The 17,161-nt window shown below is 69.2% G+C and carries 16 protein-coding genes; 7 read left to right on the top strand and 9 right to left on the bottom strand.

The features are described from left to right. Positions 1-208: 208 nt before the first annotated feature. Together NOD94_RS11560 and NOD94_RS11555 are read right to left on the bottom strand one after the other, a co-directional pair. Positions 209-931 carry a hypothetical protein gene (locus tag NOD94_RS11560; RefSeq protein WP_281205742.1) on the bottom strand — a complete coding sequence of 241 codons (723 nt, stop codon included), beginning with the start codon at positions 929-931 and terminating at the stop codon, positions 209-211. Then, positions 886-2,277 (bottom strand): hypothetical protein, encoded by a 1,392-nt coding sequence (locus NOD94_RS11555; protein WP_281205741.1) that lies wholly within the window; start codon positions 2,275-2,277, stop codon positions 886-888. Before NOD94_RS11555 ends, NOD94_RS11560 begins: the two co-directional genes overlap by 46 nt. Positions 2,278-3,010: 733 nt before the next feature. On the opposite strand from NOD94_RS11555, the gene NOD94_RS11550 reads away from it, so the two are divergent. From NOD94_RS11550 to NOD94_RS11535, 4 genes are all read left to right on the top strand, one after another. Then, entirely contained in the window at positions 3,011-4,195 is a 1,185-nt protein-coding gene (locus NOD94_RS11550; protein WP_281205740.1) for a pyridoxal-phosphate dependent enzyme, read from the top strand. Then, a complete protein-coding gene (locus NOD94_RS11545; RefSeq protein ID WP_281205739.1) occupies positions 4,192-4,914 on the top strand; it encodes a PAS domain-containing protein in 723 nt (240 codons plus the stop codon). The genes NOD94_RS11550 and NOD94_RS11545 overlap by 4 nt, the downstream gene beginning before the upstream one ends. A 317-nt stretch (positions 4,915-5,231) precedes the next feature. Beyond that, positions 5,232-5,489 (top strand): hypothetical protein, encoded by a 258-nt coding sequence (locus NOD94_RS11540; protein ID WP_281205738.1) that lies wholly within the window; start codon positions 5,232-5,234, stop codon positions 5,487-5,489. Further along, a complete protein-coding gene (locus tag NOD94_RS11535) occupies positions 5,486-5,866 on the top strand; it encodes a hypothetical protein (RefSeq protein WP_281205737.1) in 381 nt (126 codons plus the stop codon). Before NOD94_RS11540 ends, NOD94_RS11535 begins: the two co-directional genes overlap by 4 nt. Positions 5,867-5,882: 16 nt before the next feature. Here the strand turns inward: NOD94_RS11535 and tkt are convergent, their stop codons facing one another. The 4 genes from tkt to NOD94_RS11515 form a co-directional block, all read right to left on the bottom strand. Continuing rightward, entirely contained in the window at positions 5,883-8,090 is a 2,208-nt protein-coding gene (gene tkt, locus NOD94_RS11530; RefSeq protein WP_281205736.1) for a transketolase, read from the bottom strand. A gap of 106 nt (positions 8,091-8,196) precedes the next feature. Continuing rightward, positions 8,197-8,589, bottom strand: a complete 393-nt coding sequence (locus tag NOD94_RS11525) for a transaldolase family protein (protein ID WP_281205735.1) — start codon at positions 8,587-8,589, stop codon at positions 8,197-8,199. A 136-nt stretch (positions 8,590-8,725) separates the two neighbouring features. Next, entirely contained in the window at positions 8,726-9,385 is a 660-nt protein-coding gene (locus NOD94_RS11520) for a hypothetical protein (protein WP_281205734.1), read from the bottom strand. Then, a complete protein-coding gene (locus NOD94_RS11515; RefSeq protein ID WP_281205733.1) occupies positions 9,382-10,269 on the bottom strand; it encodes an ABC transporter ATP-binding protein in 888 nt (295 codons plus the stop codon). Before NOD94_RS11515 ends, NOD94_RS11520 begins: the two co-directional genes overlap by 4 nt. A 331-nt stretch (positions 10,270-10,600) precedes the next feature. Here NOD94_RS11515 and NOD94_RS11510 point away from each other — a divergent pair, with 331 nt between their 5' ends. Next, positions 10,601-11,155: a SigE family RNA polymerase sigma factor gene (locus NOD94_RS11510; protein ID WP_281205732.1), complete on the top strand. Its 555-nt coding sequence runs from the start codon at positions 10,601-10,603 to the stop codon at positions 11,153-11,155. 9 nt (positions 11,156-11,164) lie between these two features. Further along, on the top strand, positions 11,165-12,052 hold the full coding sequence (locus NOD94_RS11505; protein ID WP_281205731.1) for a hypothetical protein: 888 nt from the start codon (positions 11,165-11,167) through the stop codon (positions 12,050-12,052). 452 nt (positions 12,053-12,504) lie between these two features. Here the strand turns inward: NOD94_RS11505 and NOD94_RS11500 are convergent, their stop codons facing one another. From NOD94_RS11500 to NOD94_RS11490, 3 genes are all read right to left on the bottom strand, one after another. Then, positions 12,505-12,738, bottom strand: coding sequence for a hypothetical protein (locus tag NOD94_RS11500; RefSeq protein WP_281205730.1), 234 nt, complete (start codon positions 12,736-12,738; stop codon positions 12,505-12,507). 1,072 nt (positions 12,739-13,810) lie between these two features. Continuing rightward, positions 13,811-14,227 (bottom strand): hypothetical protein, encoded by a 417-nt coding sequence (locus tag NOD94_RS11495; protein WP_281205729.1) that lies wholly within the window; start codon positions 14,225-14,227, stop codon positions 13,811-13,813. A 51-nt stretch (positions 14,228-14,278) separates the two neighbouring features. Beyond that, positions 14,279-14,983: a hypothetical protein gene (locus NOD94_RS11490; RefSeq protein WP_281205728.1), complete on the bottom strand. Its 705-nt coding sequence runs from the start codon at positions 14,981-14,983 to the stop codon at positions 14,279-14,281. Between the two features lie 1,455 nt (positions 14,984-16,438). Between NOD94_RS11490 and NOD94_RS11485 the strand changes: the two genes are divergently transcribed. Next, positions 16,439-16,966: a GNAT family N-acetyltransferase gene (locus NOD94_RS11485; protein WP_281205727.1), complete on the top strand. Its 528-nt coding sequence runs from the start codon at positions 16,439-16,441 to the stop codon at positions 16,964-16,966. Positions 16,967-17,161: the final 195 nt, after the last annotated feature.

The raw sequence follows: 17,161 nt of genomic DNA, 5'->3' as shown, positions 1-17,161 counted from the left end.
CGGGCACGGAACGCCGACAGTACAACGTTTTGTTGAAACGATCACCCGGTGGAGGCCGGGCTCCTGCGGCGACGCAGTCGATCGCGGGACCGGGCTCCGGGTGATCGCCGTGAGGTCGTGCGGGGGGCGACGGGTCCGCGCGAGCCGGATGAAGGAGCCGATGGACATCCGGCTGCCGGAGCGCGGGTCCGACCAGTCCCGGGCCGGTTCACCGAGGGTGGGAAGGTGCTGGGGTCAGCTTCCACGGGCGGGCGACGCCACCGTCCGGATCCCACCCGAACCGGCGTAGCCCCTGCGCCGGGTGCATCTGCCCCGCCCTCTCGAGCGCCGTGGCCGCCCCCTTCACCGAGAGGCTGCCGCATCTGACCTCGCGCTCGCACTCCTCCAGCACCGTGTCCGGATCGACGCCAGCCCGGCCCTCGTACTTCGCGGCCGCCGGTTTCATGTCCGGCATGTCGGCGTCCTGCACCACTCCCGCCGCCACTGCGCGGCGTCGCCATAGCCGCGCCTCGTCCGGGCGCCCGGCGCCCGCGAGCGCGAAGTAGGCCGAAATCAGGGCGTGGAACTCACCGGCGGCGACCGCGCGCTCGTGCCAGACCAGCGCCTCGTCGACCCTGCCGGCGCGTCCGAGGTGGGATGCGGCTTCGGTGAGCGCCTTGCTGTCCCCTCCTCCTGCCGCTTCGTCCAGGCATCCGAGGGCTTCATCGAACCGTCCGTCCACGACGAGGAGGCGTGCCGCCTGCCGCAGAGCGTACGTACTGCCCACCGCGCCTGCCTCCCGATAGCAGCGCAGTGCCGGGCCGAGCCGGTGGGCTTGCTCGTTCAGGACCCCCTCGTGCAGGAGGACCTCGGGGCCCCGCACCCCGGGTGCGTGGACGAGCCATTTCAGGGCGACGTCGACGCCGCCCCTCCTGGCGAGTCGGTCAGCCACCTCCCGCAGGGTGACTCCTCGGCGAGGACGCGCGCGGTGTCCGCGGTGCAGTGCCGGATCGCCGCCGCCCAGAAGATGCCGGGGACGCGGGCATGCCGCCGTGCCGAGCGGCCATGCTGTTCGAGGAAGTCCGCGAGCTGGTAGACGGGACCGGCATCGCCCGCCCCGGTGGTGGGCACCTGTCCGGAGCCTCTGGCACGCTTTTGGAGGTGGAGCGGCCCGCGGGCACCTTTGACCGGCCGGGTCAGCAGCGACAGCGCCTGCTCGCACCAATCGTCCGGCAGCAGGTCCCATTCGGAATCCGAGAGGTAGGCCTCGGCCGCATCCGCGAGGAACGGCAGGGGCAGACCCCTGGGGTGGCCGAGTCGGCGGGCGTCCATGGCCGCGGTCAGCAACGCCTTCGGTCCGGGCTGCACCATGTCGCACAGCTGGAGCAGCTCGGGCACCGCGGCAAGGTACTGGGTGATCATCCCGTCCCGCGCCCGGTGGGCCGCTTCGGCAACACGCGGGTCCCGCGAGGTTCGCAGGGCGTCCACGAGTTCCGGTTCGAACTGTCCACGGACGCTCAGAGCGCGCCCGGCGACCAGGAGGCGTGCCTGGCCGTGCGGGTCGGGTCGGCCCTGGAGCGGTTCGTACGCCACGTCGTCGAAGTAACCGGGCCCGGGCCAGATGGTGCCGAGGACCAGCACCGGCGCGTACCTTTCGTCGGCGAGCAGGACCCGCAGTCCTGCGGCGACCGCCTCACCGTGCTCCGGATCCAGCAGATACTCGTGCGCCTCGTTCAGCCACACCACCGTCCGGGGACCGACCTGGGGGAGTTCCGCGAGAGCCGCGCGGGGGCGGTCGGGGTGGAGTGGTTGCCACAACCGCCACTTCTGGGACTTCAGGCGCTGGATCGCCTCCCAGCAGGCACGCGTCTTGCCCGTGGAGGACGTCCCGACCAGGAGCGCCAGACCGCTTCGGCCCTCGAGAGCCGCGTCGACGAGGTCATCGAGCCGATCGTCGTGGCCGCGGCGCACGTACGCGGGCAACCCTGGGGCCGCGCCGGGCCCGACCGAATCGGATTGGGTCGGGTCGAAATCGATGGCGCGGTGCACTTCGAGATCGTGCGGGTCGAGCTCCCCGACGGGTGTGCCCAGCGGCTCCGTCAGCTGGGCCCGCGTCCACAGGCGCGCGGCCTCCCGGCTCGCGTGCTCGGCGTCTCCCGCCGTCATCTCCGTCAGCAGACGCACCAGAGCGAGCACATCGGCCTGCTTCGGCGGCAACTCACGGCCCCCGAGGATGCGGCCGATGGTGTCCCGGGACGGGCACGCCAGGAACCGGTCGTCGCGAAGCAACCGCTCCATGTCGTCCAGCGTGGGCGGTCCCGCGGCGAGGTACGTCCGATGTAGAAGGCCCTTGAGATCACTCAGGGGGCCCGGTGGCAGCACCGGACGCGCAATCGGACGGGCCGAGCCCGCGGTCCGCCCACCGAACTTCCGCCCCGCTCCCGCGCCGTCGCCTCTCATCGCACCATCATCGCCACTCGACCTCCCGCCCACCGCGGGAACTGCGTTTATGTGCCGCTGACTTACTCTCTCGTCGCATCTCGGAGTGGTCGCTCCGCCGGGCCCCACGGTGGACAACAAGCCGGCCGGCCGACCCGTTGTCCCCGAGGTGAGGAACCTCCGCCATGTCCAGCGGCAAGCGCAAGCGCAACAAACAAGAAGCAGGGAGCGGATTCGACGAACCGCCGACGCCGTGACCGCTCCCGTGGGGGAGTTCGGGACGCCGCTGTTGGCGGCGCGGTCAGCGGCGCCGTCCGGGCGGCCATCGACTGGCTGCGCGAGCTGATCCCCTAACGCGCAGGATCTTGGCCTGGCAGCCCGTCAGGCCCAGCACGATGGGCGGTCCGAACGGCTTCGTCCCCTCGGACCGCCCTGGTAAACCGAGGGGTCGGCGCAGTGCGCCGCATCCGCGAGGACTGGACTTTATATCCAAGTCTGGATAGGTCGTCTAACATGGCACAGGGTGCCTTGCCGGGTCGAGAGATCCAGCAAGGCACGGCAGCACGTCGAGCGAGTAGGAGCCGGACCTCCCATGAACGCCGAACAGCCTGTGGCCGTCGCCGCCCCCGACCTGTACGACCGGTCCGGAGAGCGCTATTCCCTGGACGACCCCCGCTGGCGGGGCAAGGACGGCAGCCCCCTCGCCGTCAGTGCGCTGCCGGGCCTGCGTCCCGAGCAGATCGACACCACCGAACGGTCCCTGTGGCGTTACCACGCGGCCCTGCCCGTTCCGGCCGCCCACCGGGTGAGCCTGGGCGAAGGATGTACGCCGATGGTCCCGCTCGACTGGGCCGGCCGGCGCGTCCACTTCAAGCTGGAGTGGTTCAACCCGACTTCCAGCTTCAAGGACCGGGGCGTATCGGTGATGATCTCCCACCTCGCCGCGCACGGCGCCGAGCACGTACTCGAGGACAGTTCGGGCAACGGCGGTGCCGCGGTGGCCGCCTACGCCGCCGCTGCCGGCATCCGGGCCAGGATCATCGTTCCCGCCGCCACATCGGCGGCCAAGATTCTTCAGGCCCGTGCCTACGGAGCCGAGATCGAACTTGTGGACGGTACCCGCGCCGAAGTCTCGGACGAGGCGATCCGGCAGTCGGAGCGGGTCCCGTACGCCAGTCACAACTGGCACCCCATGTTCATCCAGGGCACCAAGACCATCGCCTACGAGATGTGGGAGTCCCTCGGCTTCACCGCGCCGGACAACGTAGTCCTCGTGGCCGGGGCCGGCAGCAACATCATCGGGTGCGACCTCGCGTTCGGCGAACTGCTCGACGCCGGACAGATCGACAAGCGCCCGCGCCTGTTCGTCGGGCAACCCGAGCACTGGGCGACCATCGCCGACACGTTCAACGGCATCGACCCGGCCGACCGCGGCGAGCGGGTGCCGACGATCGCCGAGGGCGCGTCCATCGCGCACCCGGTCCGGCTGCCCGAGGCGGTGGAGGCCATCCGCCGCTCCAACGGCGGCGCCTACGCCGTCCCCGAGGAGGAGATCCGTGCCGCCGTCCGCGCCCTGAGCGCACGCGGCTTGTACGCCGAGCCGACCAGCAGTGTCGCCGCGGCGACCCTCGATCACTTCATCGCGATCGGAGAGATAGCTCCGGACGAGACGACCGTCGTCGTGCTCACCGGCGCGGGGCTGAAGTCCGCCGAGATGATGGCCGCGGTGTTCGACGGTCCCGGTGACGGCGCCCAGGAAGCGAGCATCACGCGATGACGCACCCCACCGGCCGCCGACCGGATGACGAACGCACAGACCTGCCCGCCGTACGGGTATCCGAGCAGCCCGCCGTACCGGAAGACGAGCGCACCGCACGGGAGGACGAGCACCTCGTACGGGAAGCCGAGCGCATCGCTGTCGCCGTCGGCCGCATGTTCCCCGGCCTGTGCGAGGTCGTCCTGCACGATCTGCGACGCCCCGACAACGCCATCCGCACCATCGAGAACAACCTGTCCGGCCGGCAGGTCGGCGACTCAGCCACCGAACTGGGCCTGCGCCGGATCGCGGACCCCGACTACCCCAGCGTCATCCAGAACTACAGCAACCGGTTCCCCGACGGGCGTCCGGCCAAGAGCACCTCGATCGGCATCAAGAACGCCGAGGGACGGTACGTCGCGGCCCTGTGTCTGAACCTGGACGTCAGCACCTTGTCCCCGCTGGCCCTGACCCTGGCCAACCTCGTCGCCGCGGATGCCGAACACCAGGGCGAGGGGCTGGAGACGCTGCGCGACCGCGGCGGACGCGAACTCCGCTCGGCCATCGACTCCTTCTCGGCGCAGCGCTTCAGCACACCGCGCGGCCTCAACCGTGATCAGAAACGCGAGCTGGTACGTCGGCTGCACAGCGAGGGCTTCTTCGAGACCCGGAGCTCCGCACAACTCATCGCCGACCAACTCGGCGTCTCCCGGGCGACGGTCTACAACTACACGAAGTAACCACACCGATGAACGCCCACGCACCGGCCGCGACACTCCGCATGCCGCATGCCCCGTGCCCGTGCGCCGGTAGACGCATCCATGACCGACTCCCCGACCCACCGGACGACCGCCGCCGCCGGGTCGTTCGCGGATCTTGACGCCCGCGAATTCCATGAGAATGAGCAGCGCCCGCAGGCTCGCCGCGAACGGGCGCCAGCTCCGCGCGCCCGCCGACGGGCGCTCGTGCCGCGATGACCCTAGGGTCATGGGTACGTACCCGTACCCGTACCCGTACCCGTACCCGTACCCTGGGGGTCATGGGAAGGAGCACCACGATGTCCGATGCCAACGTGAGAATCCCCGAGGAAGCGAAGGAGCGCCTGGCCGCGATCGCGGCCGCCGAGGGTCTGTCCCTGCGCGCCTACCTGGCCCGGCTGGCCGAGACGATGCTGACGCCGGCCGAGCGTGCGGAGCGTGCGGAGAAGGCGCAGGCGGCGCTCCGGGCCTGGAACGGCTACGCGCCGACCGTCGCCGAGCAGAGCGACCTTGACCACGAACTCGACCGGCGACTCGCGCAGGTGCAGCGCCCGTGAGTGAAGCGATGCACATCGTGCTGGACGAGACGGCGATGGCGGCGGCCGGGCAGGGCAACGTGCTGGCCTCCCGGCTGATCCACCGCGCGCACGCCGAGACCGGCTGGTTCCTCTACGCGCCCTCGTGCGCGCTCGTCGAGGCCGACCGGGCCCGCCCCGGAACCGCCGAGCACCTGGCCGCCCTGCCCGGCATCACCGTCCTCGACCTGGACCTGCCCGCAGCCCTCGCCATCGCCCAGCAGGAGACCTGGGCGGCCGCCCATAGCCGGCACGCGGCGCAACCCACGGTGGACAGGCCCGAAGGCGCGATCGTGGCCACCACCGTGCCGAAGCGCTGGGAGGGCCTGCCGGTCCGGATCCTCGATCTGACGCCGTGAGTGACCGCCTCAGGCCCTAGGGATGATCGCCGGTGCGGCCCTGCAATGGGGTGGCGGTGTGCTGATGTCCTCCGGGGCGCGGGGCCCGGGTGGTGTCGTGGATGCTGTCGCGGGCGGCTGCGGCGACCGCCTCGGGGGTGATGCCGAACTCGTCGTAAAGGCGCTGGTAGTCGGCGGAGGCTCCGTAGTGCTCCAGGCTGACGATGCGTCCGGCGTCGCCGACCACGTCGCGCCAGCCCTGGCCGACGGCGGCCTCGACGCTGACCCGGGCGCGCACGGACGGCGGCAGGACCTCGTCCCGGTATTCCTGGGGTTGGGCGGCGAACCATTCGCGGCACGGCATTGATACCACCCGCACCGCCAGGCCCTCGGCGGTCAGGAGGTCGCGGGCCTTCAGGGCGATGTGGACCTCGGAGCCGGTGGCGATCAGGATCACCTGGGGCGCGGAGCCGTCGGCTGCGTCCGCGAGGGCGTAGCCGCCGCGGGCCGCGTTCCGGGCGGGGGCGTGCTCTCCGCGGTCGAGGACGGGCAGGTTCTGGCGGGACAGGATCAGGCCGGCGGGTCGGTCGGTGTGTTCCAGGATGGTCTGCCAGCAGGTGGTGGTCTCGTTGGCGTCGGCGGGCCGCACCACGTCGAGGCCGGGAATGGCGCGCAGCGCGGCGAGGTGTTCGACGGGCTGATGGGTGGGGCCGTCCTCGCCCAGACCGATGGAGTCGTGGGTCCAGACGTAGGTGACGGGCAGTCGCATCAGGGCGGCGAGGCGGACGGCGGGCCGCATGTAGTCGGAGAAGGTCAGGAAGGTGCCGCCGTAGGGGCGGGTGAGACTTTGGAGCGCGATGCCGTTGAGGACGGCGCCCATGGCGTGCTCGCGGATCCCGAAGTGCAGGGTGCGCCCGTAGGGCCCGCCCTTCCAGTCCTTCGTCTGCCGGTCGGCCGGCACGAACGACGGCTCACCGTCCATGGTGGTGTTGTTGCTCCCCGCGAGGTCGGCCGAGCCGCCCCACAGTTCCGGCAGTACCGGGGCCAGCGCGGTGAGGACCGCACCTGAGGCGGCACGCGTCGCCATCCCCTTGGCATCGGCGGGAAAGGTGGGCAGGACCTCGGTCCAGCCGGCCGGCAACCGTTGGGCCCGGAGCCGGTCCAGCAGCGCGGCGCGCTCGGGCTGCGCACCGCGCCAGGTCGTGAGTGCCTTGTCCCATTCGGCGTGCGCGGTGCGGCCGCGATCCGCTGCCTGCCGGGTACGGGCCAGGACCTCGTCCTCGACGATGAAGTGAGCTTCGGGGTCGAAGCCCAGTAGTTGCTTGGTTGCGACGATCTCGTCCTCGCCCAGTGCCGAGCCGTGCGCCTTGCCGGTGTTCTGCTTGGTGGGGGCCGGCCAGCCGATCAGGGTCCGCAGCATGATCAGCGAGGGGCGTCCGGTCTCGGCCCGGGCGGCGCCGGTCGCGGCGAGCAGGGCGTCGATGTCCTCGACGTACTCGCCGGTCGCGGTCCAGTCGACGGTCTGCACGTGCCAGCCGTAGGCGGCGAAGCGGGCCGGCACGTCCTCGCTGAAGGCGACGTCGGTGTCGTCCTCGATCGAGATGTGGTTCGAGTCGTAGAAGACGGTCAGGGCACCCAGTTCCTGGTGGCCCGCCAGCGAAGCGGCCTCCGCGGTGACGCCTTCCATCATGTCGCCGTCGGAGGCGATGACGTAGATGTGGTGGTCGAAGGGGCTGGTGCCCGGTTCCGCGTCCGGGTCCAGCAGGCCGCGTTCGCGGCGGGCGGCCATCGCCATGCCGACCGCGCCGGCCAGACCCTGTCCCAACGGTCCGGTGGTGATCTCAACCCCTCGGGTGTGACGGTGTTCCGGGTGACCGGGCGTGGCCGAGGCCCAGGTTCGGTACGCCTCCAGGTCCGACAGCTCCAGGCCGTAGCCGGCCAGGTACAACTGGATGTAGAGCGTCAGGCTGGAGTGGCCGCAGGAGAGCACGAACCGGTCCCGGCCCAGCCACTGGTCGTCGTCCGGATCGTGTCGCATGACGTTCTGGAACAGCAGGTACGCCAGCGGGGCCAGGCTCATCGCCGTCCCCGGGTGGCCATTGCCGACCTTCTGCACCGCGTCGGCCGCCAGCAGGCGCACGGTGTCCACCGCGCGTACGTCCACCGCGTCCCACCCCGCGCGCTCGGCCGCGGGAGGCGCCACGGACCTGTCACCCCGTACTGCGTCGGACTGCTCGCCGGTCATGTTGCCGTCCCTTCGTCAAGCGGTCGGACCGGCCCTGCGGGCCGCCCGTCGGCGGATGCACCCTCGCGGCCTTGCCGGTCGGCACACGCTGATGCCCTCGTTGTCGTCACCGCGCGGCCGGCGGCCAGGATCCCATCGTCCGAGCCGCCATGGCGGAACGCAGCTCCTCCAGCGTGGCGCTCTGCCGCTCGGCTCGTTCCAGCAGCACGTCCAGGTCTTCGGCGGAGAGCCGGTCTCCGGTCGCCGCGAGGGCGCGGAGGGTGCGCCGGCAGGCGCAGGCGTCACGTACGTCGTCGGTGGTGAGGGGAAAGACCGCATCGTCGACGCTGCTTCCCTCGTCGCCCAGGCGGCACAGCTGTTCGTTGTAGCGGTCCCTCTTCGATGGGGCCGAGGCGAGGATCGTGGGATTCGTGGTGACCCCCACGACGTGCTTGTCCGCGATCAACCTCTTCAGCTCTCGGCCGCGAGAAATTACCGGAACAGATCGTCGAGCCAGCACGGCATGCCCAGTAGCCGGCCCATGGCCGGACCACCCGCCAGGAGTTGAGCGAGAAAGTTTGACGCATACGCCCGGCAGGCCTGCGCTGGTCACCAGGTGCCCAGCGGCGGGCCCTTGGGCGGTGCGGGCCGGCGGTCTATTCCCTGCGCCCGGCGACGAACTGCGTGGCGGCGGTGAACACGGCAAGGATCATCGCGGAGATCGCCAGCATGACGCCCGTAGGGGCGAGCAGTTTCGCCGCGTCGGGGGTCGTGGACATCAGGGTGAACATGCGGTTGATCGGAGGCATGCCCTTGGTGAAAAGCGCTCCCATCACCAATGCGAGGGCGGCGACCAGGGCGTACCCCTGCCGTTTGAACACCAGCCGCGAGCACAGCACGCCGATGGCGATGCCGACGAGGGCACAGGTGAGCTGTGCCTCGAAGCCCAGCAGGAGGTCGGTCGTGGTGACCACGTAGTCGCCCATCCACAACGGGAACAAAAGTCCGAAGATCATCAGGACGAGACAGCTCAGCAGGGCCGTGCCGATCGCCGCGAGCAGGACCGTGAGCGACCGGCCGCCTGCGGAGATGACGACGATCGCCCGCTGCGGCGGGTCGTCCAGGCTCATCAGAGCGATGGTCAGCCAGGTCGAGCAGACGAACAACGCGCCGGCGGAGGAGGCGTAGGCAGGGGGCAGCGGGCCGCTTCCGTTGACGGTCAGCACACCCATTAGGCCCGTGAACAGGAGCAGCGGCGCGAGGTAGCGCTGTGTGTACAGCACGGTGGCGAAGGTGTAGCGGATGAGCGCGATCACCGCATGTCCCCGTTCGTCACCGCGTTCGGCATCCGGTGGTGGTCCGGCATCCCGGTGACGCGCTCGACGGACCAGCCGTGCTGGAGCGCAGTGAACAGCAGAGCGTCGATGGACTCGCGTTCCACGCGCATCCTGACGCCCGTGACGTCCCGGCTCACCGTCAGTACGCCGTCCAGTTGCTCCCAGGCGAGGTCCCGCCGTAGGGGGCCGTCCCGGCCCGCGGTCAGGATGACGTCGGACACGGGCCGCTGCTCGGTAGGCCACGCCTCCGGTCCCCGCAACGACACGCGGCCCTTCCCGACCGTGTATGTCCGGGTGGCGTGGGCCCGGGTGACCGACTCGCGATGGTCGGTGAACACGACGGCGCCGCCGGAAGCCGCGACCTCGGTCATGATCTCGGCGAGCACGCGGTGTGCGTCGGCGTCCAGCCCGGACCAGGGCTCGTCCAGCACGAGCAGCCCGGGTTCCACCAGGAGGGCCTGGGCCAGCGCGACCTTCTGCGCGTTGCCCTTCGACAGGCTCCGCAGGGGGGCGTCCTTGCCGCCCACCAGGGTGAGTCGCTCCATCAGCCGGCCGGCCCGCGCCGAGGCGACCGAGGTGGCCAGCCCGCGGACGCGGCCCATGTGCGTCAGGTACGCCGCGGCCGACATGCGTTCGTTGGGAGAGAACCGGTCCGGAACGTACCCGACAACGGGCGGCCGGGCAGCCACCGCGCCGCGGGTCGGCCGGGACAGGCCCACCGCGATCCGCAGCAGGGTCGACTTCCCCGATCCGTTGCCGCCTGCGAATGCCACGATCTCACCCGCCGGGGCCTCCACGTTCACGTCTCGCAGGACCCAATCGCCACGGCCGTAGCGCTTGCTCACCGCTTCAAGTCGTAACAATGGATCTCCTTGGTTCGGTACAGCACCCCCGGTACTCGGAGACTAAGGGGCTTGTCCGCTTCGAATCCAGGGTGCCGATTGTCATCGAGCACTCTTGCCACCAAGGCTCGACGTCCAGGGCGTTCGTGGACAGGCCGGGCAGGGGTACCCCGTACGCCGGCAGGTACAAGAAGACGCGGCACCCTCGAACGAGCCATCAACCGCCTCAGGGCTTCCCTCGTCGCCGCCCGCTCCGAGAACGCGCCCTCCATGAAGAATTAGTGTTCAACCTTTTCCCGGTGGCAGCACTCAGGACAGGGGGACAGACAGACGCAAGTGAAGGGGAGGGCTGATGCCGCCAGGCACCGAGCACGACTCCGGGCAGGACGTCAGACATGGCGTCAGGCCCGGTTCGGGCGAAGGTCTCGATTTCGAGGCCTTCGCCCGGGCCGGTCAGCGCAAGCTGTACCGGACCGCGTACCTGCTGTGCGGAAACGTCGACGGCGCACGTGATCTGACCCAGACGACCCTCGCGAAGCTGTTCCAGCACTGGCGGAAGGTATCCGCCGCCGAGAGTCCCGACGCGTACGCCAGGACCGTGCTCACCCGCACCTTCCTCGCCGAACGGCGACGCCGGCTGCGGGACCTCCTTGCCCACCGGCACGCCGACCGACCGCCGCTGCCCGAACACGCCGAACTGCGCGTCACCCTGCTCGCCGCACTCGCCGAGCTGCCGCCGCGCGCCCGGGCCATGGTCGTCCTGCGCTACTGGGAGGACCTCAGCGTCGGCACGGTCGCCGAACTGCTGCGGTGCAGCGAGGGAACGGTCAAGAGCCAGTGCTCACGTGCCCTGGCGAAGCTGCGCACACAGCTCGGCGAGGCCCACGTCTACGCCACCGAGAACTGAGGAGACGTCATGGATAGCAACGAAGACCTCTACGAAGTCCCCGACGACAGGGCCGTCATGCTCGTCCGGGACGCGATGGACCGTACGACCACCGACCTGCCCCCGCTCCCCGACCTCGTGGCCGCGGCCCGCGCCCAGGGCCGACGCCGCCGGTCGCGCGCCCGGTTCGCGATCGGCGGGGCGGTGCTGACCGTGGCCGCGCTCGGCGTGACCGTGACCGTGGCACTGCCCGTCGACAAGAGCGGCGCCCGGGCCTCCGGGCAGGTGAACGTGGCCGCGCAGCCGGCGTCATCGCCGTCATCGCCGTCGTCGCCGTCGTCGCCGTCGTCGAGTAACGTGCCGCTGCCGCCCGTACACCTCGAACCGTCCCCGGGCGGCGACTCCATGGCCGATCTGCCGCCGGCCCAGCGAGCCCAGCAGGAGAACTTCCAGAACCAGGCCGTGCCCGTGCTTCAGAGCCTGCTCCCGGCGACGATCGGCACGGTCCGGCGGACCGACCTCAGCGTGAACCTGTACCAGGGCACGAAGGACGGCAAAACCTTCACCATCATCTTCTCGGTGCGTCCGTCGGGTCCGGAGACCTATGCCAAGGGTCCGGACTGCGTGACGGAGCAGGGCCAGGTCTGTAGGAGGACCACCCTGCCCGGCGGCATTGAGGCCATGTCCGCGACCTCGCCGATCAACAACGGCAACGTCAGCGAAACCCGGCTCCACTTCCGGTACGGCAAGAGCACCGTCTCACTGGCCATCAGCCCGCACGACGGGTCGAACACCTCGGCACCGGTCACCAACGACCAGCTCCTGGAAGTCGCCAAAGCCTCCGCCTTCCTCGACCTGGTCAAGGCCGCCGACGCCAACCCGGTGCAGAAGGAACAGAAGACCGTCCCCCTCGGCTGACGGAGCGCATCTCCACCGGACGTGCGGCGGCGGGCGCAGTACGGGTCCGGTGAGCAGGCCCGACACCGCCCACCCGCCTCACGTCCGGATCTCCTCCACTTCAGGCGTTGCATGACGTGCAGGTGAGCGACGCGCCAAGCCGTATTTGCACGTCGGGATGTGACAGATCACGCACGGTCCGGTCCGGCAGGGGCCCAGGTGGCGACCGTAGCCGGGGCTGCGGGGTGGTCATGGTCGGCTCCTGGCAGGAGCGCATCGCGTCCACCAAGGGGCCGGAGCCGTTGTGGCTGTGGCTGAGGGAGCGGGGGCTGCCGTTCCGTACTTCGAACGAGCGTTGTCGGAAGGTGCCCAGGGCGCCAGACCGTTCGCGGGACCCTCACCGGCGTACGCCCCGTACGCAATGCCTCATGCCGGGGGCGATCGATCACTCGTCCGCCCCGCCGGCCTGGGGATCACATGGCGGTCAGGATGGCGCGCAGCCGCTCGTCCTCGCGGATGATGCCGTTCGCGACGCCGGTGGTGCGGTCAAGAACGGAGGCCAGGATCGTGACGGCTTCCTCGGCGTCGCCGTCGATCTGCCACAGGGCGGTGGCGATAGCGATGCCGCGGTCCAGTTGCGGGGTGGTCTGCTCGGCGTCCTCACTGACGGCTGCCCGCAGGGCGGGGAGCAGTCCGGCGGCCGTCACGCCCAGTGTGGCGGCGGCCTGGGCGACCTCGCGCGGGCCGGCGGCGAGTGCCTTGGCGACGGCATCGAGCAGGACGTCCGTCTCGCCGGTGAGGTCGTGGTGGGCCCGGCGCCACCATCAGCGGCCCGGCGGCGGCAAGCAGCGCGGCGCCGGCCTGCTCGCGCTCGGCCTGCGGGCCGTCGGCTGCCACGGCGGTGATGGCTGTGGCCGCGTACTGGAAGCGGGGCAGCACGGCGTACAGCTCGGGCAGGGCGGCGGCCTGCGGGCCCCACTGGTGCAGCAGGTGAACCAGGTCGGCGGTCTCGTTGTTGCCGAGCCCGTCTGCGGCCAGGCGTGCGCGGACGGCGGCGAGCAGGGCCGGGCCGAAGGGGAAGGCGGGGCCTGGCAGTCCGCTGCGGCGAAGCGCAGCATGTTCGGCACAGCGAAACTTCCGCTACTGCGCAAGCGGCTTCTCCTGATCGCGGCCGGCCGCGACCCTAACTTCCGGCTCCGCGGGCCTGGAGATCCAGGAACTCGATCAGTCGAGTCTCCGAACGCAGAAGCCGTTCTCGCTGTGCAAGAGGAAGGGATGCGAGGAGGTCGACCAGGACTCGCTTCCGCGGGATGTACACCATGTTGCCGGAGTAGATCCGGCAAGTGGAACACCAGGCGAGTCCGATGCACCGTTCGAACATCGAGGACGTGGGTGGATGGAAGCGATACTGGTACGAGCAGGCGGGCGTCCCGCAGTCGGCGCAGACGCGTCGATCGCCGTCGGGAATCGTGTCCCAGCTCCCGACCTTTCGCCAATGCTGTCGCCCGGCCGGTGCTCTTCAAGTCGTCATGCCGAACATTCTCGCGCACAGAGGTGCACCCGGCGCAGCCTCCGAGCAAAGGCTCCGGCCCCGCATGAGGGGGACCAGCGTGGACAGGCCACAAGTTCCGGCCGGTCCATCACCCGCACCTCGCGGCAGATTTCGACTGCCTGCAGGGAACCGGCTCGGCGGATATACTGGCCGCCAACTGTTACTCAGGCACAGAGGGGTCCCCACCTTGGTGGGGGCCTCTCTGCATGTGTCCTGCGGATCTCCGGTCAGGCGACCTGCAGCTTCGGCCTGCCGGTCGGGGCCGGCGGAGCCTGCTGGTAGGTCGGCAGCTTCAGGTTGGGGAGGTCCCCCGCCTGGATCCGTGCCAGAGCGGCACGGAAAGCGGCCTCCATTGCGTCGGGGCTCTCGTACTTCGCCGCGAGCGGGTGAAGCCGGTAGGAGTTGCCGTTCCGTTCCTCGCTGCGCGGCCTGAGGACGATGTTGAGGTCGCACAGAGGCGCCATGAGGCCGCTGACGGCCTGGGGCGTGACGCCGTACTCGGCCGCCATGTCCTTCTGCCGTACCGGCAGCGTTCCGCCGAAGTCGCTGCGGGAGACGAGGTATTGGAGGAACTTGACGGCGGATCCTGACAGCGGCAGGGCCCAGATGCGCTCCGCGACGATCGGAGACATGACGTTAGCCATGGGATGGCCTTCCTCGTGAGCGGTCGCCCGCGCGCGGGCATGTCAGCACTATCACCCGGTACGTTTCCTTCCACGAAAGCCGGCTTCGGCACCGAAGTCGAGGTCCAACTCCTCCTGGTGGGCGCCTTCCGGTCCCACGGCGTAGGGGAAGGCCTCGGGGTCGTGATCGTGCTTGTCGGCGATCTCGGCGAGTACTTCCTGCTGGGTCGTACTGTTGCCCTGGAACCACAGGCGCACGTTGATCTGGATCCGGCCGTTGCCGGCCTTCTCCACCCAGTTGTAGCCGCACAGTCCTTGGACGGCTCGGTTCACGGTGGAACGGGTGATCATCTTGCCCCCCTTCTGCGCGGCAATCCGGTTCAGCCCGTCGGTGATCTCCTGCTGGGTGTACTGGGCGATACCGGTACCTGGCACCTGCCCTCCGGCCACGAACAGAAAGACGCAGAGCTGGGACTTGGTGATGCTGTTGGCGACGGCGAGCTGTGCCAGGAGCTGGGTGAACCAGTTGCTGGCGAGGCTGTATCCGGCGCCGCCGGCCATGTCGTGGACGGATCTGGGGTCCGCGACGTATTCGAAGTGGACGCCCTTGAGGCGACGGCGGCCCCCGGGATCGGTGGCCTGCGCGACCTTCTCCCCGAGCTGCTGGCCGAGGACGGCGAGGATGTCTCCGTACTCGGCGTCGTTCCCGGCCGCGGCGGTTGCCAGGACAGGCCGGGGCCCGCGCTGTCGACGACGGGCGGGCGGATCAGATGTCACAGGACCTCCTTGTTACTCAGGCGGTCCGAGACTACCGAAAAATCAACGTGGGCTTGTCTTTTGGCGCACCGGCGCGCCAGGAGTCACCCCTGATGCGCGAACCTCACTGAGGGAGCTCCAGAAGTACACACCCGGTGAAGTTGTTCCGCGCCGGCGACCCGAAAGTCCATGCGCACTTGATTTTATGTGCCGTCATCGCGGCACATTGCAGAATGGTCGGCCGCAGCGTTTGCCCGGTATTCGCTCCAGCTCTCCACGCCCTGAACTGCGATGATTTTCTGCGGGAACAGGCCTGCAGAAAATCAACTGTTGCTTGATTTTTCTCCCAAATGTGCCTGCCAGGTACACCACCTGCCCCAGTGTGTCGTGGGCGACACGCTCATCCTCACAAGCATGCAGGTCAGAGGCCTAAAAGCCCCGGGTCCTCCTACTGCAAGAGCGATCCGAGCTCCGGGTCATCCCAACTGCCCTGCACCCAAGGGCAACCAGGCCCTTGGCACCTCCCAATGTGCAACCGCCTCTACCCCTCTCCAAGTTCGGCCACAACACCTCAACCCCGGACCGAAGCACACAGTCGAAATGCAACGGGCAGCCCCCACATCAGCCTCCGACGGCACAGGTCCCTTTTGACTTTCGGCCCCTCCTGTCCAGGAAGGGCGCCCGGCGCCCGACCGGTGCGCCGACGGGTAAGGGAGTTGGCGCAGGACATGAGGGTGAGCGGATCCAGGGCGCCCGAGCGCCTGGCCCGGGGGGCTGGGGCTGGAAGCCCCCCATGCCACAGCCGGTCCAGCGCGGCCAGGCGCTGGCGGGGTCCAGGGCTGACCCCCTGGGATCCACGGAGCAGCAGTCAATAGTGGACAAGAGCCCGGATCCATTGACCACCAGCCGTGGCCGGCGTTGTGGGTGAAGACCTGCACGCGGAATCCGGGACCTGCGAAATGTGCTGAAGTTGACAAAGAGGATAGATAGGGCAAAAGGCGGAGCGCAGAATGGCACCCTGAAGGCTCGATCTCGAAGCTTCTGGACAGATCGGATCATCCACTGCCTGAAATGCCGCCAGAAAGGCTTCTGAGGGCTTTAGTTGGCTCCGACCCCCGGCAAGACGTCTCCAGGTCACCTCAACAGCCCCATACCAGCGTTCCTGTAAACCACACCCACACGACCTTGGGTTACTGCCCGCCTTCCGAGCTTGGAACAGCGGTCCCCTCCACCTTCACCTCGACTTCACGCTCGTGCTCAGCCTCGTTCGTCCGCTCGGGCCGATATGTCGTCCACACCAGCCTCCGCGTGCACATGCCTGTGAAAGGCGGTCTGATGGCTGCTGGTGTCGACCCACCCCCGTACTAGCGGCCGGTCGCAATGGACCTGGTCCAGCGATGGCGGGTCGGATCAGGTGTTGGTCTGCACGGCGAAATTGTGTGAGGCACTTCAGGTATACCGATAAGAATGGCCTTTATGGTCCATCAGATCGAACCGCCGCAACCTGACGATGCTGCCTCCGTGGGCTGGATGCAGTTGGAGGCCTGGCTCCAGACGTATCCCAACGAAGTCGTGGGGATCGATGAGGCGTGGGTTCGCGAGCACCGAGGGTCCGCTGTCACTGCGGAGGGCATCGCCCGGTGGCGAGAGTTCATTGAGCAGGCCGTGCGCCAGCCGGAGCTGTTGTTCTGTCGTGTTGTCCGTTCCGGGTCAGAGGTCGTCGGAGTTCTTTGCGGCCGGCGGGATGAAGGGGTTACCCTCGGGCCGATGTATCTCCTGGATAAAGCCCAAGGTCGAGGTATTGGCGGCCGGCTGATGGACGAGTTCCTGGCGTGGGCCGGAGACAGCCGCATGCACCTGTGGGTGACCGACTACAACACCAGAGCGATCCGCTTCTACGAACGGTACGGATTCAGCACTACAGGTGAGCGCGAGCTCTGGCGAGACAAGCTGCCCAATGTGCGCATGGCCCGTGAACCAATCCTGAAGGACCAAATCATCTGAGGTGGGATCAAGTTGGGCCGGTTCAGCCGAGACAGGGACCCGATCGAATGCGACGGCATAGCTGATGTCCTGTCGCAGCGAAGGTTCAGCGGTCTCACCGAAGACTGACGGCAGCTTGGTTCGTCTCGTCGAAGTTTGACCAGACAGGCAGGCATACGGGTCGGGCGGCCGCTGTCGCGGTGATCTGGTGCCGCT

Origin of the sequence: Streptomyces sp. Isolate_45, assembly GCF_024721315.2 — a bacterium.
GTDB lineage: Bacteria > Actinomycetota > Actinomycetes > Streptomycetales > Streptomycetaceae > Streptomyces.
This window is presented reverse-complemented; position numbering and strand designations above follow the sequence as displayed.

What these genes read in the sequence shown, in the direction of transcription:
- NOD94_RS11555 (WP_281205741.1), bottom strand. Translation starts at nt 2,277, where the DNA reads ATGGAGCGGTTGCTTCGCGACGACCGGTTCCTGGCGTGCCCGTCCCGG.
- NOD94_RS11550 (WP_281205740.1), top strand. Translation starts at nt 3,011, where the DNA reads ATGAACGCCGAACAGCCTGTGGCCGTCGCCGCCCCCGACCTGTACGAC.
- NOD94_RS11545 (WP_281205739.1), top strand. Translation starts at nt 4,192, where the DNA reads ATGACGCACCCCACCGGCCGCCGACCGGATGACGAACGCACAGACCTG.
- NOD94_RS11540 (WP_281205738.1), top strand. Translation starts at nt 5,232, where the DNA reads ATGTCCGATGCCAACGTGAGAATCCCCGAGGAAGCGAAGGAGCGCCTG.
- tkt (WP_281205736.1), bottom strand. Translation starts at nt 8,090, where the DNA reads ATGACCGGCGAGCAGTCCGACGCAGTACGGGGTGACAGGTCCGTGGCG.
- NOD94_RS11510 (WP_281205732.1), top strand. Translation starts at nt 10,601, where the DNA reads ATGCCGCCAGGCACCGAGCACGACTCCGGGCAGGACGTCAGACATGGC.
- NOD94_RS11505 (WP_281205731.1), top strand. Translation starts at nt 11,165, where the DNA reads ATGGATAGCAACGAAGACCTCTACGAAGTCCCCGACGACAGGGCCGTC.
- NOD94_RS11495 (WP_281205729.1), bottom strand. Translation starts at nt 14,227, where the DNA reads ATGGCTAACGTCATGTCTCCGATCGTCGCGGAGCGCATCTGGGCCCTG.
- NOD94_RS11485 (WP_281205727.1), top strand. Translation starts at nt 16,439, where the DNA reads ATGGTCCATCAGATCGAACCGCCGCAACCTGACGATGCTGCCTCCGTG.